Annotated in this window: 12 protein-coding genes; 2 read left to right on the top strand and 10 right to left on the bottom strand. The window is 39.7% G+C overall.

The annotated features are described in order from the left end of the window. Positions 1-287: 287 nt before the first annotated feature. The 3 genes from thiI to I6N95_RS24040 all read right to left on the bottom strand — a co-directional run bounded on the left by thiI (position 288) and on the right by I6N95_RS24040 (position 4,644). Positions 288-1,505: a tRNA uracil 4-sulfurtransferase ThiI gene (thiI, locus tag I6N95_RS24050; RefSeq protein ID WP_209532253.1), complete on the bottom strand. Its 1,218-nt coding sequence runs from the start codon at positions 1,503-1,505 to the stop codon at positions 288-290. A gap of 36 nt (positions 1,506-1,541) precedes the next feature. Beyond that, positions 1,542-2,690 carry a cysteine desulfurase family protein gene (locus I6N95_RS24045; RefSeq protein ID WP_209532252.1) on the bottom strand — a complete coding sequence of 383 codons (1,149 nt, stop codon included), beginning with the start codon at positions 2,688-2,690 and terminating at the stop codon, positions 1,542-1,544. A 223-nt stretch (positions 2,691-2,913) separates the two neighbouring features. Then, positions 2,914-4,644 carry a septation ring formation regulator EzrA gene (locus I6N95_RS24040; RefSeq protein WP_209532250.1) on the bottom strand — a complete coding sequence of 577 codons (1,731 nt, stop codon included), beginning with the start codon at positions 4,642-4,644 and terminating at the stop codon, positions 2,914-2,916. Positions 4,645-5,385: 741 nt separating this feature from the next. Between I6N95_RS24040 and I6N95_RS24035 the strand changes: the two genes are divergently transcribed. Next, on the top strand, positions 5,386-6,741 hold the full coding sequence (locus I6N95_RS24035; RefSeq protein ID WP_209532248.1) for an aspartate kinase: 1,356 nt from the start codon (positions 5,386-5,388) through the stop codon (positions 6,739-6,741). Positions 6,742-6,997: 256 nt separating this feature from the next. On the opposite strand, the gene I6N95_RS24030 is transcribed toward I6N95_RS24035, so the two are convergent. From I6N95_RS24030 to I6N95_RS24020, 3 genes are read right to left on the bottom strand one after another with little or no spacing between them, the layout of a single operon-like run. After that, complete coding sequence (locus I6N95_RS24030; RefSeq protein WP_209532246.1) at positions 6,998-7,498, bottom strand: pyrophosphohydrolase domain-containing protein; 501 nt, start codon at positions 7,496-7,498, stop codon at positions 6,998-7,000. An 18-nt stretch (positions 7,499-7,516) separates the two neighbouring features. Further along, complete coding sequence (locus I6N95_RS24025; RefSeq protein WP_209532245.1) at positions 7,517-8,356, bottom strand: Cof-type HAD-IIB family hydrolase; 840 nt, start codon at positions 8,354-8,356, stop codon at positions 7,517-7,519. Between the two features lie 10 nt (positions 8,357-8,366). Next, positions 8,367-9,200 carry a DUF72 domain-containing protein gene (locus I6N95_RS24020; protein ID WP_209532242.1) on the bottom strand — a complete coding sequence of 278 codons (834 nt, stop codon included), beginning with the start codon at positions 9,198-9,200 and terminating at the stop codon, positions 8,367-8,369. A gap of 119 nt (positions 9,201-9,319) precedes the next feature. Here I6N95_RS24020 and I6N95_RS24015 point away from each other — a divergent pair, with 119 nt between their 5' ends. Next, positions 9,320-10,294 carry an asparaginase gene (locus I6N95_RS24015; protein ID WP_209532240.1) on the top strand — a complete coding sequence of 325 codons (975 nt, stop codon included), beginning with the start codon at positions 9,320-9,322 and terminating at the stop codon, positions 10,292-10,294. 289 nt (positions 10,295-10,583) lie between these two features. Here I6N95_RS24015 and I6N95_RS24010 read toward each other — a convergent pair whose 3' ends face one another. The 4 genes from I6N95_RS24010 to I6N95_RS23995 form a co-directional block, all read right to left on the bottom strand. Then, entirely contained in the window at positions 10,584-11,321 is a 738-nt protein-coding gene (locus I6N95_RS24010; RefSeq protein ID WP_209532238.1) for a class I SAM-dependent methyltransferase, read from the bottom strand. 113 nt (positions 11,322-11,434) lie between these two features. Further along, positions 11,435-11,896, bottom strand: a complete 462-nt coding sequence (locus I6N95_RS24005; protein WP_209532236.1) for an ASCH domain-containing protein — start codon at positions 11,894-11,896, stop codon at positions 11,435-11,437. 12 nt (positions 11,897-11,908) lie between these two features. Further along, the gene (thrC, locus tag I6N95_RS24000) at positions 11,909-13,402 is read right to left on the bottom strand and encodes a threonine synthase (protein ID WP_209532234.1); all 1,494 of its coding nucleotides are present in this window, start codon (positions 13,400-13,402) and stop codon (positions 11,909-11,911) included. Positions 13,403-13,626: 224 nt separating this feature from the next. After that, on the bottom strand, positions 13,627-15,309 hold the full coding sequence (locus I6N95_RS23995; RefSeq protein WP_209532226.1) for an FAD-dependent oxidoreductase: 1,683 nt from the start codon (positions 15,307-15,309) through the stop codon (positions 13,627-13,629). Positions 15,310-15,348 lie beyond the last annotated feature (39 nt).

The raw sequence follows: 15,348 nt of genomic DNA, 5'->3' as shown, positions 1-15,348 counted from the left end.
ATTACAATAACTTTGTGAAAATAACGACTAAATAAGTTGAATAAGTAAACATGCTGCTGGGGCTGAACGGCCATAAAAATAACATATAAGCATTGTGCTATGATTGCCTATTCGTTTGAAACACCTTTTGTTTCAACCTTTATCGACCTGCATCTACCACAACCACTCAAAAAGAATAACGACTAAAAGATTAGTTTTAGCGACTTTTGCGTCTTATAACAGGGTGTCTTTTCCTCATCTGTTTGTCAAAAAAAGTGAACAGCCTAAAAGCGCTGTTCACTTGCCTATTAAAGTAGGTCATCAAATTCCTCAGCATCACCGGCTAAGTATTGTTGACCAGATTGTATTTCGCTGATCTTTATGCCAGCAACCGCCCGCTCAATTAACCCTTCAACATCCATTTTATTTTCAAAATCCAGCGTTCGATCTAAACGGGGCTTTGTTTTAGGTTTCGGCGGGGCAAAGATGGTGCAGCAATCCTCAAAAGGTTGAATCGCTAAGTCAAAGGTGTCAATCTTCTCAGCAATTTCAATAATCTCACTCTTATCCATTGCCACGACTGGTCTAATAATCGGCGTTGTTGTCACCTCATTGATGGCTATCATGCTGTGTAAGGTCTGAGAAGCGACTTGACCAAGTGATTCACCATTGATAATGGCCAACCCTTTGCGCTTTTCACGAATTCGATCAGTAATTCGCATCATAAAACGACGCGTGACTGTCATTAAATAGCCCTCATCAACCTGTTTTTTTATCTCTTCCTGAATCTCAGTAAACGGCACTTCAATAAATTGGATACTGCCAACATAAGGAACCAATTTGACGGTTAAGTCTTTTGCTTTATTTAAGGCATGAACACTGGTATAAGGTGGGCTATGAAAATGAACAGCTTCTATTTTTACGCCACGTTTCATTCCTAAGTAGCCGGCAACTGGAGAATCGATGCCTCCTGAAAGCATCAACATGCCACGACCACTTGATCCAACAGGCAATCCGCCAGCACCTTTGATTGTTTCACAAGAAAGAAAGGCTCCGTCTGGTCGAATTTCGACTCGCAAGGTTATATCCGGATTTTTCATATCCACCCCAATACTAGGAATCGCTTGAATGACCTGATGCCCCACTTCCCGATTTAGTTCATTAGTATCCAATTCAAACATCTTATCTGAACGCTTTGTATTAACTTTAAAGCTTTGTCCTTCCTGGTAAACTTCTGTCATCATTGCCACCGCAGTTTGATAAATAGCGTCTGTCGTCTTTGGGATTTTAATAGAGGGGGACACATTTTGAATCCCAAAAATAGGTTTTAAAGCCTTCATCACACCCGTACTATCTTCACCATTCAACAACAAGTGCATCCGATCGCGATTCGCATGAACTTTGACTTTGGGATACTGATTTAAAGCACTTTTTACATTACTTGCTAGGATGCTGATAAAAACCCGCTTATTTTTACCTTTTGTTGAAAGTTCTCCATAGCGGACCATAATTTCTGTATATTCCATGATATTTCCTTTCTATTTGTCACACTTGATAGTTGATTAATCATTAATTTTTGAAAATTGTTTATACAGCTGGTTGAACACAATCATAAATTGTTCAGCTTCCACCATTGTAGAGTTGGCTTCCAGACTTAGACGAATGGCAGTTGTGGCCAGACTGTCGTGAACTCCCATTGCATGAAGTGTGCTTCCCGCCACTTTACTGCGACTTGAACAAGCACTGGTTGTTGAGATGATAATGTCCTTTTGCTCAAAGGCATGAACTAACACTTCTCCTTTGACACCTTTAATCCCAAAGCAGAGAATATGAGGGGCAAAGTTCTCAGTATTTTCTGAAAAAATACTGACTTTATCGTATTTTTTTAATGAATCAAGCAAGTAGTCTTTGATATTGGCTTCTCGATTATTTTTTAACTCCTGATCCTCTAAGTGCAAACGGGCTGCTCGAGACATTGCAACAATCCCCGCCACATTCTCCGTTCCACTGCGATGATTGTGTTCTTGACCACCACCGTTTAACAAAGGCGCAATAATCCTTCCTTTGCGGCTAAAAATAAAGCCTGTCCCTTTAGGCCCATGAAATTTATGAGCTGAGAAGGTCGCAAAATCAACTCGTGGTGTTAGCCAACGATCTTTGGAAACTTTTCCTAAAGCCTGGACAGCATCCACATGGAAGTGAATCGTCGGATAAGCCTCCAAAATTTTGCTAATAGCCTCAATCGGCTGGACACTGCCGACTTCATTATTAACTGCCATGACTGACACTAAAATTGTTTCAGGACGAATAAGCTTCGCTAGGGCAGCTACATCTAAAATCCCTCGTTTATCAACTGGAGCTTTAGAAATCTCAAAACCAAACTGGGCTAATTGTTGCGCAGCCTTTGAGACAGCTGAATGTTCAATATCTGAAATAATAAGATGATTACCAAAACCATGTTTCTCGATTGCGGTTCCTTTTACAACCCAATTATCGCCTTCAGTTCCACCACTTGTAAAATAGATTTCCTCTGGAAAAACCTCCAATAATGCCGCTAATTGCTTGCGAGATTGATCCAATAAGCGTGTCGCCTGACTGCCTAACTGATGCAGACTCGAAGGGTTACCTAAAATTCGCTGACTCGTCTTTACATAGGTATCTAAAACGCTGGGATGAATTTTCGTCGTTGCGCTATTATCAAAATAGATCATGTGCTGCTCCTTTCTTTAAAATGAGTTCTATGTTTGGCCCAATTAATTGGGTCAGTATCGCATCTGACTCACGTAAAATCCTTATTCATTATAGACTTTATTGGCAAAAAATACAATCGCTGTTGCTTATATAGCAAAAGTCTCACTTGCCATAAAATTACTCGTAAAGCAGACAAAAAAACTGTTTCTCTTTGAAGACCTCCAAGAGAAACAGTTTGGTTAATTAAAACTGAGTGATACTTTCTTTGTTGTTAAAATAAAAGGACTCTATTCGTTTAAAGGCTCCTGGTTCAGTTCTTTCCAAGGCAGCACCGATTTCATCCAAAGCATCTTGATAACGATACTCAACATTAAACAACTCTAAACTCTTATCAATCGCTTGACTAATGCCGCCATGACTGTGACGATAGCGATTGGAATACTGCAACATTTGCTCCGTCAAAGCCGCACTGTCAACTAATTCATTGGTTTTTTCTTCAAGGACCTCAATGTCCTTTTCACAGTACTCAACCAAACGATTGATTTGTTCCATATCAATGCGAATCTTATTCAATTCCTTGCTTAACTCTTCGATGCGATCCGTTGCCACATAGAAAAATTCCAAATACTCTTTGGGCACTCCAGGCAATCGCTGCTTATCAACATAACGTTTCATGTTTCGTAAACTAAATTCAAATTCATCAATTTTCTTTTGAGCCAATTTTTCACCCTTACGAAGTGACTGTAAGGAGGTGTTAATTTCGATTTGTTGATTTTCAATTTCATCTAATAAAGAGTAAGCATCTTTCAGACGACTTTCCACTTCGCTGTATACAGCCTCGTGATTTTTTAACTGTTCTTCAATAGCCGTAAACTGTTTTGTCAATTCTTCCAACTGTGTTTGGAAACCACGAGAACGGCCTAATTCGTTATGATTTAGGGCATAACTTTGAGAGATATGATCTAATTCAATTAATAGCTGGCGGTTATTTCGTAAAGCGTGTCCGATGAACTCACGAACAGTTTTCATGTTAGCCTTAACATAGGTTTGAGCTTTGATTTCCGTTTCCATCACTTCGTAAAGTTGATCAATACGTTCTGATATTTCTACATTGTTTTCAGCTACCACTTGCACTTCACATTTTTCTAAATAGGCCATGGTTTTCTTAATGCGTGAATTGACTTTCACAATATTTTTCTTGATTTCATCATCTGGAAATTTAAAATTTTGTTTGACTAGTTTCTTGTGACCATTAATAATTTCTTTCATTTGGTTAGGAAAGACTTTGTCAAGTTCTTCATATAGTGGCGGAATTAATTCCATCACTGCCTCTAATTCATAGGTGTGAGCTTCCGCTTGTTCTAAAACTGAACCAGCTTCCATCGGATCGCCTGCGGTGTTTAAGGCAACAAACTGAGTAAATTCATTTTCAATCGCCTGGACTTGCTTTTGAATTTCACCAATCGCCGGTCCATATTTTTTCGTTTCTTCTTTGGATAAAGCACTGATTTCTTCATATTTGTCTAAGGCTTGCTGAACAGCCAGTGAATTACGTTCTTCACTTTCGCGCAACTCCTTCAACCCCAGGCGAATGGCTTCGACTTGTTCTTCCATCTCATCCATCGTATCATAGGCTTCTTCGATGGCACCTTTAACTTTCATAAATCTAAAGGTTTCATTAAGGTTTTCAACTTCAAAAATCCGACTTTCTAATTCAGCAAAAGAGGCCGTGGAAATATCTGTCCAACGTTGATTCCATTCTCTGAAGGTGTTTTGACTTTGACCTACCAAGTGCATCTTTTTAACTTCTTCGACTTCTTCTATAACAGGCAAATCAAACAAATCGATCTTCCGCTTTTCTAACTCATCCAAACGTTCTTCATTTTTTCTTTTCATTAAAAAAGCGACCAGGTATAGTAACGCTGCAACGGCAATGACCGCACATAATACCCAAATCCATATATTTGATTTCATGAAATTTCCTCCGTTTTTCTATCAATTATCAAGATTACTTATAGTTTTAATGCCAAAGGCAAGTATACCATTTTTGTTACTCTTAAAAACTACAAGTAAGTCATTTTAAGTTTAATTTTAAGTTTATTAACATTTTTTGCATCTACCCTAAATTATAACATAGGAAATGATTTCGTTCACTAGTTAAATGACAAAAGCCTACAAAGATTAATAAATTGGCTTTTTTTAAATGAGCCTCTCCTCTTAATTTCCTCGTAAAAACGCGACATTCAGATGGCTCCCCGACTTCATACTCCCACAATATAAATAAAAAGCCCTCCTCAAAAAAGGCTTTTCCCTAAAAAATTATACAACTAAATCAAGAGAAATGCTAGTTTAAAATCAGTTAAATTTATTATAACATTCTTACTGAAGGAAATTCGAAGAAAGTCACAGCTATTTTTTTTGTTGTCTGATTGGCTTAAATGAGGCTGATTTAGGGATCGTTGCTATGGTATTTTTAGCACGAAGGTCAGCCTTTAATCAACGGCATGCTTTTTGTAGTGATTTCTTAATTAGCTAAAAGACGTCATCATCCAGCTGTTTTTTTTAGAATAAATGCCCCTTTTTAACCAATAATGAGTAAAAAATAAGAATTTTTCTCATTTCCACCTCATTTTATGTTGATTTTACTGTCTCACTTCGGTATTCTGATAAGTAAACATTTAATTAATCTAGTTTATGAATGGTAGGGTGAACACTATGAAAGTTGTAAAATTTGGAGGAAGCTCTCTTGCTTCTTCAACACAATTAAATAAAGTTTTAAACATTGTAAAATCAGATGCTCAAAGAAAGATTATTGTGGTTTCCGCTCCTGGTAAAAGAAGCGCTGATGATGAAAAAGTCACCGATTTACTGATTGATTATGCCGATGCTTTTTTAGCCAATCTTGATTATCAAGAAATTCAAGACCGCATTATTCAGCGTTATGAAGCAATTGCTTATGAATTAGAACTAGGTGAAACCATCATTGGGGATATTCGTCAAGGAATCCTTGGGTTAGCTGAAGAAACTGAATCGAGTCAGGATGCCGCTCGCGTAATGGATCGCTTCAAAGCAAGTGGTGAAGATAATAATGCCAAGCTAGTGGCAACTTATTTCAAAAAGAATGGACTCAATGCTCGCTATATGAATCCCCAAGAAGCTGGCATGATCGTGAGCGATGAGCCTGGCAATGCCCTGATCTTAGCGAATTCTTACAGTCAGATCCTCAAGTTGCGCGATACTGATGAAATTCTTGTCATTCCTGGATTCTTTGGTTATACCAAGGATGGTGACATCTGTACCTTTTCACGTGGCGGGTCTGATATTACCGGTTCGATCATTGCTGCCGGCACTCATGCTGATCTTTACGAAAACTTTACGGATGTCGACGCGATTTATGCCGCTCATCCTGGTTTAGTTAAACACCCACACAAAATTAAAGAATTAACTTTTAGAGAAATGCGCGAATTAAGTTATGCTGGTTTTGGCGTGTTCCATGACGAAGCCTTAATCCCTGCGTTTCGAGCTGGCATTGAAGTGGTTATCAAAAACACCAACAATCCAAGCGCTCCTGGTACACGAATTCTCTTAGATCGGCAACTTGGAGATGAAGGAGTTATTGGAATCGCTGGTGATTCCGGTTTCGCAATTTTTTATATGAGTAAATATTTAATGAATAGAGAAATCGGCTTTGGACGCAAAGTCTTGGAAATTCTTGAAGATGAGTCCCTTAACTACGAACACATGCCTTCAGGGATTGATGATATTTCAATCATCCTCCGAGAGCATCAACTAACATCTGAGGTCGAAGACCGTTTGATTAATCGTTTCAAAGAAGAATTGCATGTGGATGAAATTTACGTCAACCACAACTTATCCATGATCGCAATTGTTGGTGAAGGAATGAAAAGTAATGTGGGAACCGCAGCTAAAAGTACAAATGCGCTCTCTGCCGCTGGCGTAAACTTAGAAATGATTAACCAAGGTTCATCAGAAGTAAGTATTTTATTCGGCATAAAAAGTTGTCATGAAGACATTGCCATTAAAGCTCTGTATAAAACCTTTTTCAATTGATCGCCACAAACCAAAGAGAGAGCTGTTTAACAGCTCTCTCTTTGCCTCTATGGGAAAGTATCAAACTTTCTCTATATCGTAGTTTGGATCCACCTTCACGAGGTAGCTTTTCGCTTCAATACGCCCCTCTTGAAGGTCCTTTTCAAAGGACTCGCAAGAGGGGTTTCCCTTTCATAAAAAAAAGCTTCAACCATAAAGACAGTCTACAAATTGATACCGTTACAAAAAACAAGTCCTTAAAAAAGGACTTGTTTTTTTACTCTCTGCTTTGTTTTAACAGCTCTGATTTGATTTTCTTTTCCGGGGCGAAATCTCGCTCCCAATTTTCAGGTTTCATCACTTTTCCAGTTACAGGGTGAAAGTGAGGCATGCCATCTGGGAATAATTTCCCCATGTTGGCCTCGTGAACAATATTAAATAAGTCCGTCGGATCTACGCCCATCAAAACAAAGGATCCGTAGGTAAAATACAGGGTGTCAATTAACGCGTCTACCTCTTCAACTAGTGGGTCCACAACTGGCTCAGCTTTCGTCTCTATCTTTATCACCGCTTGATCAATACTTTCTTTAAGACCTTCAATTAAGTCCTTAAATTCTTGTTGATCGTTATTAGCGGCGGCATATAAAAACTCCACTAACTCTTCTGCTTTAAATCCTGCTCGATAGCCAGCTTCCTGAGGGGAGAAAAGGGTTGGTTGATGGTTCTCACTTGGATGAAATTTATCATGAAAGTCTTTTGCCTGTTCGTATGGGTTCATCGAAATTCCTACTTTCTATTAAATGATCTTGTAATGACGAAGGGCATTATAAATACCATCCTCAGTGTTGCTAGTCGTAACATAGTCTGCCAGAAGCTTAATGTCCTCATTCGCATTCCCCATCGCTACGCCAAGCCCCACTGACTGCAACATTTCTGTGTCATTCCAGCTATCTCCAAATGCCATACACTGATCAAGTGTAAACCCTAAATGGTTCCCCACTATTTGAATACCAACACTTTTGGAATTTTGCTTCATGATAATATCGACCGTATAAGGGTTGGAACGAGTAAACTTACATTCAGGAAACAATTTTTCCAACATCGGTTGCTCACTTTCTGGGCTGATTAACACACACTGATAAATCGGTTTTTTTAAGATTGGCAAATCTTGATAACGTTGCTTATTTCCCGTTCGACTTATTTTTTGTGCAACTTGCTTAAAGAAAAGTGAATTCCGGGCTTTAGGTAAAAAACGCTGTAGACGTTTGGCCCAGGCTTTTTGACCGATACTCATAATGGAACTGCCAGCCAATTCGTCATGACTGCCAAAAAGAATTTGTCGTTTATTTTGATCACAGTAAGCCGCAATTTTGGCCACTAACTCTGTTGGAAAGGCATTAGCATAAAGCACTTGATCACGGGTGTAAACATATTGGCCATTGTATGTCACAAAAACGTCTAAGGCTAGCTTATCAATTTGCTGGTCAAGGCGCACAGGACCACGCCCCGTTGCCAAACCACAAATAATTCCCTGTGACTTTAATTGAGTTATACTCTCTTTAGTAGAGTCTAAGGCTTTTGCTTGATGGGTCACTAATGTGCCATCGATATCGAAAAATACCGCGTTTATTTTCATTCTCTCTCTCCTAAAATAAATCAATCTGCTCCGGGTTCAACCCTGAGTAGTCAATCGCTAATAACTCTTTTAACGCCAGAGCATTATCAGCTGCGTCACCACCAGAGTTATTATTAAAAATAATGGTCGTCGTTTTAACTTGACTCGCGACTTTAATAACTGCTTCTTTTATCTCTTCCAGTTCCTCCTGATTGTATCGATAAAGGGTTCGTCTCTTACGCCAATCATCCCCTTTAGCTAACCAACCATCTTTATAACGTCCATGAAGACGAAAGATCGCTTTGTCAGGGTGAGTCACAATCGGATAAAAAGGAATCGAGCGATCCTGTACTTGTGGCTCATCGATCGTCAATAAAATAAATTCATGTGCTCGCATAAACGCCAGTGTTTGTTGGAGATATTGAGGTTCGTACCAGCTGGGATGCCGCAACTCTATACTAAGGGGTAGATCACCTAAAAAATGACGCATTCGACGAAGATGTAAAATATTCTCTTTAGTACAATCAAACATAGCTGGAAATTGACATAATATCGCTTCTAATTTGTTAGTTCTTGATAAAGGGGCAATCGCCTTTCGGTACACTTCGTATAGTGAACGCTCCGATTCGTAATAATCTTCCCATGAAGTTTGTAAGGTCATGGCCTGATTGGCTTTAACTAAAAATTTAAACCCATCTGGGGTTTGGCTTTCCCAATTTTCAAAGGTCTTAGGACTAGGTATGCCATAAAAAGGATTATCTATCTCAACAACTGGCAATTTTGAGGCGTATTCTCCTAAGGTTGGTTTTATCTTTTTGAGTAAACTGGTATGTTCCGACCAGGTTGTTAATCCGATGTTAATCATTTTTCCCACCCTCTCATATACATTTTACACAATCTTAATTTGTTTAGCAAAAACAAGTCATTAAGTGACGAATTTGTTATAATGAGTTTGCACAGAAAACTGGAAAGCTGAGGTTAGTCATGAAAAAAATATTAGTTCTTCATACCGGTGGTACGATTGCAATGTCTGAGGATACTGAAACAAAAGCCGTTTCGACAGAAGGAAGAAACCCACTCTTAGATTTACCGACAATTGTTGACCACAATTTAGAGCTGGTTGTCGAAGATTTTTTTTACGTTCCTTCTCCACATATCACACCGGAACACATGCTATCATTAAAAGAGCGGATTTTACTGGGTATCACTGAAGGAATCAGCGGTGTAGTGATCACTCATGGAACTGATACGCTTGAAGAAACAGCGTATTTTTTAGATATCACGATTGGAGACACATTACCCATTGTCATTACCGGTGCGATGCGCTCTAGTAACGAAGTTGGCTCCGACGGTTTATATAATTACATGACGGCGGTACGCGTGGCTGCTAGTGATGAAGCGGCAAACAAAGGAACCTTAGTAGTAATGAATGATGAAATCCATACTGCCCGTTATGTGACTAAAACCCACACAACCAATGTTGCCACTTTTAGAACGCCAACTTTTGGCCCCATCGGCTTAGTGAATAAACACAAGGTTAGTTTTTATCAACAATTAATCACTACCCACACAATGGACATCTCCTCAGTTAAGGGTCGCATTCCGATCGTTAAAGCCTATGCTGGAATGGGAACAAGTCTCTTGGACTTACTGTCCGCCAGCCAAATTGACGGTTTAGTAATTGAAGCCTTGGGAGCAGGGAATCTTCCTCCTCAAACTATTCCCGCCATTGACAGTTTATTGGCGGAAGGTGTGCCCATCGTGCTTGTTTCCCGTTGTTTCAACGGCATTGCTGAAGGGGTTTACGATTATGAGGGTGGCGGTATTCAATTAGAGGAGAAAGGGGTTCTTTTCTGTAATGGCCTGAATAGTCAAAAAGCCCGCATCAAACTTTTAGTCGCCCTTAATGCCCATTTGGACTCGACTGAACTAGCTCATTTTATGATCGAACAAGTATAAACTTTTAAGGGAAGGGCTTCGCATCCTCCCCTTTTTGACTTTATAGGAAAGTATAAAACTTTCTCGATATCGTAGTTTGGAGCCAGCTTCACGAGGCACCACCACGCTTCTCTTCGACCATCAATTGCTATACGCTTCAGCGTATAGCAATTGATGAGATCGGAACGCAGAGCCATTATACTTACAAATTTATTTGTTAGAGATAAGGGACAACGTAGTAAAGCACTAAGCTTTGAAGGACGAAGTAAAGCAATATGAGCAACGGCAACGCCTCGTTCAGCTTTTCTTATTAGCTTTCTTTGGCTTCTGCTGAGACCAATAACATCATCGGCCGTCGTAATTCCTCTTTCAGCTCAGGGTTTTTCCTTAACAATTCCTGGCTCGGCTGTGGCTCCACAATCTGATTCAACTGAAAGCCATTGATTAGCAGGGTATTTAAATAGGTTGTTAAGGTTTTATGGTACTTGACAATTTCTTGTCCTAAAAAACGACTTTGGCGCTGCCCCTCTATATAATAGTTATCCACTGGCCAATGCTTGAGCTGCCCTTCATTGTCATAGCACCATTCTTGCTTGCCTTCTGCGGTAAAGACGGGATGTTCCACCGAAAAAATAAACTGCCCGCCAGGCACTAACAAGCGATTGACATGAGTCACAAGCTTGCCAAAATCGGCGACATAATGAATGGCCAAGGAGCTAATAACAACATCAAAGGACTCCGTCAATTTATCAAGTTCTTGCAGGTCTCCCTCCTGATACACAATCTTTGGCGAATCCGTCATTTCTCTAGCTTTAGCCAACATTTTTTTCGATAAATCAATGCCTAAAACATAAGTCGCCCCTTGATCGACGGCATATCGACAATGCCAACCATAGCCGCAGCCTAAATCCAGTACCCGTTTTCCTGAAAAATCAGGTAACAGTTTTTGTAACTCGTGCCACTCGCCAGCACTTTCTAGGCCATATTTGGATCGATCCATCTCTTGATAAGCCTTAAAAAACTGCTCATCATCGTAGTGATTTGTCATTTTGTTCCTCCTTCGAATCCCTTAAGATTTCGCTATTATTTTCCACTTCAGATGATACTGTCAACTGAAAAGAAAAAGACCAGATTGTCAGATACAATCCAGCCCTGCCCCCTTTACTGATAAACAACCTTAAATTCTTCGTAAACTACTAATAATTCTTCAGAAAAAGTCACTGGATAGCTGACTAACTCTCTCTCCCAAAAATCCTGATGCACGCGTCGCCAATAGGCAAGACTACGATCACCTTCCCCTTCTTGATAAGCATCCTCTGGAGAAATCTCCTTAAAAGGCACTGTTTTGACAGCGATTGTTTGAATCACACATCGTGGCACGTCATTTCCATCTAGACAAATACTATATGAGCCAACTTCTGGTATCGGTTCTCGATCACACTCATAAACAATAAAAGCACTAGCCGTTGCTGTTTTAATTCCCTCTAACACGAGACCTAGTAGCTCATCGGCCATCTCAGGACTGTCTCCAAAAGACCATGCCTCATACGTTATCTGAGAACTGAAATTAAAACTAGCTAAAAATCTTTGCCAAAACGACTCAATCTGACTTTGCTTGGTCATTATCAAAACTCCTTAACTTAACTTTAATATTGATTCCACCGTTTCCTGCATGTATGTTGATTCCACCACAATATCATGTCTAACCTTGGCCGTTACTAATTCACTCACAGCTGAAGGGATTTCCAATTCAGAAATAGCCGCTAATTGCGTCACTAACTCAAAATCATCTGTACTTTCCGCCACCTCACCTGTCAGAGCCCTTACGACGGCTCGTGGAAATTTGTAAGGACTAGCCGTTGACACGATCACCGTAGGATGCTTATCACCAGTTGCTTCTCGGTACTGATCATAAACAGCGGCGGCTACCGCTGTATGAGGATCCAAGGTATACTCCTCTTGTTTAAATACCTGCTTAAGTTCAGCAGCGGCTTCTTCTTCAGTGGCAAAATCTCCATAAAAGTCTGTTAACCCTTCTGACATTTCTTGAGTAATACTGTACTTTCCTACAGCCAACAAGCTGTCCATCAAGGCTTTTGTTTGTTTATCATCATTATTCGCCACATGGAATAACAAGCGTTCCAAATTACTGGATACTAAAATATCCATTGAAGGTGAACTCGTTACCATAAACTCTCGGTTGCGATTATATGTACCTGATCGTAAAAAATCGGCCAGCACATTATTTTCATTTGAGGCACAGACTAATTTATTGATCGGCACGCCAATTTGTTGGGCATAGTACGCAGCTAGGATATTTCCAAAATTGCCTGTTGGGACGGACACATTAATTTCATCTCCCACGGTAATTTCCCCACTGGCTACCAATTGAGCATACGCGTATACATAATACACAATTTGAGGCACGAGACGACCAATATTAATCGAATTAGCTGAAGAAAATTGTTTGCCATTATTCGCCATTACTTTTTTCAATTCCTGATTGTTAAACATTTCCTTCACATTGGTCTGAGCATCATCAAAATTCCCAGTGATTCCCACTACCCAAGTATTTTTTCCTGCTTGTGTGACCATTTGCTTTTCTTGAATTGGGCTAACTCCGTTCTTTGGATAAAAAACGATAATTTTTGTCCCTGGAACATCAGCAAAACCAGCCATAGCAGCTTTCCCAGTATCACCTGATGTGGCAGTCAAAATAACAATTTCCTGATCAACTTGGTTCTTTTTAGCCGCCGTGGTCATAAGATAAGGTAAGATTGACAACGCCATATCTTTAAAGGCTATCGTAGAACCGTGGAAAAGTTCCAAATAATAATCTTTGCCAACTTTTCTTAACGGTGCAATTTTTTCATCGGCAAATTTATGATCGTAAGCAGACTTGATACAATGTGTTAGCTCACTTTCCGTGAAATCCGTCAAAAACTCTTTCATGACTAAATAAGCAACATCTTGATAACTCATTTTCGCCAACTTTTTAAAGTCCAAGTTCAGTATTGGGAGTTCGGTAGGAACATACAGTCCGCCATCAATAGCCAATCCCTGAAGAATCGCTTGAGAGGCGGTTACTTGATTTTTTTTATCCCGCGTACTTTGATAATTTAATGACATCTATGAAAACCCCTTTTCATCTAAAATAATAATGCTTTTAGTATACCATTTTTTAATGAGGTTTTAATAATAAAATGAAATTTTCATTAAAAAAGTGTCATTCTCTTCCATTTTTCCCAGTTATTCCTGGTCAAACACCCAGGAAAGGCTTGATTAACCATAAACCCACATTAAAATAGCATGAGAAAAACACCTATCAGCTCCGATAGGTGTTCAGCCATTTATTAGTTTGCTAATTCTGCTAAAATTTCATCCATATTTTTTGCACCAAAAACCACTTTTTGATCATTAATAATCATAGCGGGAACACTCATGATTTTTTTCTCTTTTTTCAATTCTGGAAATAGTGCCGTATCAATCATTTCTGCTTCAATATTGTGATTAGCTGCTGCAATTCGCTGACAAGCCGCCACTACATCTGGACAATAGTGACAAGTTAGCGAGACACAGATTTGAACTTTGGTTTTAGGCAAGTCCTGGATTTTTTCCAGTTGACCTTCAGCCAACGCTTGACCTTCACTCCCCACATTATAAATGGCCAAAACAAATGAATTTAGCTCATGACCGCTGGGAATGCCACTAAATTTAATGCCGGTATACTCACCAGCTTCATTAAACAAAGCTGTAGCTGGCAATCGTTCCAAATTCATGGCACTTTCTAACGCCCCATCATCCCCACGGGAAATATTTTTCACCACGATTTTGTCACTTAAGGTACTGATTTCGTCAATAAAACTAGAGAGTTCCATCGTTTTAGGATTGCTAGCATCTAAGATATTTTTCAAGGTAACGACCTTGGTCAATTTCCCAAAGATTCCTTTTAGCTGTTCTTTCATTGCTGCTGGGAACCACTCTCCTTTTTTCGCTGGTTCAGAGCTTGCCGCCGCTGCTGATGTTGCCGAAGTTGTTGGTTCTCCATTAACTGTTTTAATTTCCTTATGAGTGACTGGAATACCCAACCGTTCTTTTTCTTCATTTACGTACTGCTGTGCTTTCGTGGCTGCAATCGCCCCATCTGCTACAGCAGTCACAATTTGGCGCAACTCCTTAACCCGTAAATCTCCAATTGCATAAACCCCAGGGATATTGGTTTCCATATTTTCATTTGTTGGGATAAATCCTTGTGGCGTCATGTCAATCTGCTCTTTAAAAATAGCGGTATTTGGTTTATTTCCAGCAAAGACAAACATTCCAAAAGACCCGTCGGATTGATCGGCCTCAAATACAGTTTCTTCTCCAGTCTGGTTATTTACAAAAACCGCTTTCTGTAATAAACCATCCCCACTAATTTCTTTTACTTCTGTGTTGTAGACAATGTCGATCTTCGGATGATTTTTCGCCTGATTAGCGGTCATTTCCGCACAAGTAAAATCAGGTTCGCGAATAATCATGTGAACTTTTTTACCAAAGCGTGTTAGAAAGACGGCTTCCTCTGCGGCTGCATAGCCGCCACCAAGTACAAAAATATCCAAACCAGTAAAGAACTCCCCATCGCAGGTTGAACAATAACCAATTCCTCGGCCAGTAAATTCAACCTCACCGGGAAAGCCAATTTTATTTGGTGAAGCACCTGTTGCAATCATTACTGAACGTGCTTGATAGCGTTTGCCAGATTTTCCCTTTAACTCTTTCACTTCTCCAGATAAATCAACTGCCACAATTTCATCCGCCACAAACTCCGCTCCAAAATCGGCCGCTTGTAACCGCATCTCTTCCATCATAGCTGGACCTGTTCCATTGCGTAAGCCTGGATAGTTAACGATGCTGGATGTGGTGGTAACCTGACCACCAATCTTATCTTTTTCAATAATTAAGACGTCCATCATTGAACGACCAGCATAAATCCCTGCTGAAAGTGCTGCTGAGCCAGCCCCAATCACGACCAAATCATAAATATGTTCACTCACATGATAACCCTCTTTCCTTTTTTCTTAAGAAAAGGCTCC

Origin of the sequence: Vagococcus allomyrinae (genome assembly GCF_017829975.1) — a bacterium.
Taxonomy (GTDB): domain Bacteria; phylum Bacillota; class Bacilli; order Lactobacillales; family Vagococcaceae; genus Vagococcus_D; species Vagococcus_D allomyrinae.
The sequence above is the reverse complement of the archived record's forward strand: the minus strand, read 5'-3'. Positions and strand labels throughout refer to the sequence as shown.

Excerpts from the sequence above, each read along its gene's own strand:
- I6N95_RS24035 (WP_209532248.1), top strand. The coding sequence starts at position 5,386 with ATGAAAGTTGTAAAATTTGGAGGAAGCTCTCTTGCTTCTTCAACACAA.
- thrC (WP_209532234.1), bottom strand. The coding sequence starts at position 13,402 with ATGTCATTAAATTATCAAAGTACGCGGGATAAAAAAAATCAAGTAACC.
- I6N95_RS24005 (WP_209532236.1), bottom strand. The coding sequence starts at position 11,896 with ATGACCAAGCAAAGTCAGATTGAGTCGTTTTGGCAAAGATTTTTAGCT.
- I6N95_RS24020 (WP_209532242.1), bottom strand. The coding sequence starts at position 9,200 with ATGATTAACATCGGATTAACAACCTGGTCGGAACATACCAGTTTACTC.
- thiI (WP_209532253.1), bottom strand. The coding sequence starts at position 1,505 with ATGGAATATACAGAAATTATGGTCCGCTATGGAGAACTTTCAACAAAA.
- I6N95_RS24015 (WP_209532240.1), top strand. The coding sequence starts at position 9,320 with ATGAAAAAAATATTAGTTCTTCATACCGGTGGTACGATTGCAATGTCT.
- I6N95_RS24040 (WP_209532250.1), bottom strand. The coding sequence starts at position 4,644 with ATGAAATCAAATATATGGATTTGGGTATTATGTGCGGTCATTGCCGTT.
- I6N95_RS24045 (WP_209532252.1), bottom strand. The coding sequence starts at position 2,690 with ATGATCTATTTTGATAATAGCGCAACGACGAAAATTCATCCCAGCGTT.
- I6N95_RS24030 (WP_209532246.1), bottom strand. The coding sequence starts at position 7,498 with ATGAACCCATACGAACAGGCAAAAGACTTTCATGATAAATTTCATCCA.
- I6N95_RS24025 (WP_209532245.1), bottom strand. The coding sequence starts at position 8,356 with ATGAAAATAAACGCGGTATTTTTCGATATCGATGGCACATTAGTGACC.
- I6N95_RS24010 (WP_209532238.1), bottom strand. The coding sequence starts at position 11,321 with ATGACAAATCACTACGATGATGAGCAGTTTTTTAAGGCTTATCAAGAG.